At 39.2% G+C, this 1,641-nt stretch carries 1 protein-coding gene; it reads right to left on the bottom strand.

All coding sequences use genetic code 11. The features are described from left to right. Positions 1-1,641 (bottom strand): beta strand repeat-containing protein (locus tag ACFO3U_RS08265; RefSeq protein ID WP_379740465.1); only part of this gene is annotated, 1,641 nt, incomplete at both ends.

Genomic DNA, 1,641 nt, shown 5'->3' with positions numbered 1-1,641 from the left:
CAATGTCAATGACTGTATCCACAGCACTTACTCCACTGATACTCACGGGTACACTTACTGTTCCTGCATCTTCATTTACTGATACATTTCCAATGGTTACACTTGGTGCTCCTTCATTATCAACAATCGTTACTGTGCCACTGGCTGTGGTGTTACTCGTGTTGCCAGAAGTTACCGTTCCATCAACGGTAAAGGTCTCATCTGTCTCATCTATTAAGTCATCCGTAATTGGAATCACAACATCAACGGTGGTTTGTCCTGCTGGAATGGTTACCGTAATTATCGTTGTGGTATAATCTAATGTGCCTGCTGTACCTGTTGTCGTTACAATGTCAATGACTGTATCCACAGCGCTTACTCCACTGATACTCACGGGTACACTTACTGTTCCTGCATCTTCATTTACGGATACGTTTCCGATAGTTACACTTGGTGCTGTTTCAACTACTATTGTTACTACAGCTGTATCACAATTAGATAGATTTGCATTTTCGCAAATTGTATAATTTACTGTATATGTACCTCCTGTTGTTCCTGGTGCAATGGTAACAGTTCCATTACTATTAACTGTTAATGGACCATTAGGAGTAGAAGTCAATGTAACATCAGAAGGATTAAGAATTACACCATTTAAAGTATCATTGTTAAATATATTAATTCCTGCATCACCACCAGTTGTCCCAACAATAGGACCAGCTGAATCATCGTTAGCACAAATTTGTGCATTAATTACAATATTCGCTGATGAAACTGAAGTACATCCTACTGAATTAGTCACTGTAAACGTATAAGTTCCTGAAGCTAAGCCTGAAATCGTAGTACTTGATCCTGTTCCAGTTGTTGTTACTGCTCCTGGGTTTCTTGTGATAGTCCAACTTCCTGTTGGTAAACCGCTCAATACAACACTTCCTGTTGCTGTCGAACAGGTTGGTTGAGTAATAGTTCCAACTGTTGGTGCTGATGGTGTAACTGGTTGTGCATTTACCGTTACACTCGCTGATGCTATCGAAGTACATGTTGATAAAGTAGCAGTTACTGTATACGTTCCTGCTGGTGCTGTAACTGTGTTTCCTGATATAGTTACTCCAGTTGATGGAGAAACTGCATAGGTATAACTAGCATTATAATTGGTAATAGTAAAACTTCCTGTTGCTGTTGAACATGTTGGCTGTGTTACTGAACTTAATGTCGGTTGTGCTGGTGTTAATGGTTGTGCATTTACCGTAACACTCGCTGATGAAACTGAAGTACATGGTGATAAAGTAGCTGTTACTGTATACGTTCCTGCTGGTGCTGTAACTGTATTTCCTGATATAGTTACTCCAGTTGATGGAGAAACTGCATAGGTATAACTAGCATTATAATTGGTAATAGTAAAACTTCCTGTGGCTGTTGAACATGTTGGTTGTGTTACTGAACTTAATATAGGTTGAACTGGTGTAACTGGTTGTGCATTTACTATAACACTCGCTGATGCTATCGAAGTACATGGTGACAACGTAGCAGTTACTGTATATGTTCCTGTTGGTGCTGTAACTGTGTTTCCTGATATAGTTACTCCAGTTGAAGGTGAAACTGTATAGGTATAACTTGCATTATAATTTGTAATAGTAAAACTTCCTGTGGCTGTTGAACATGTTG

The sequence above is a fragment of the Flavobacterium ponti genome, assembly GCF_042652765.1.
Taxonomy (GTDB): Bacteria; Bacteroidota; Bacteroidia; order Flavobacteriales; family Flavobacteriaceae; genus Flavobacterium; species Flavobacterium ponti.
Note: the sequence above shows the minus strand (reverse complement) of the source record. Positions and strands in the feature narration are given on the sequence as shown.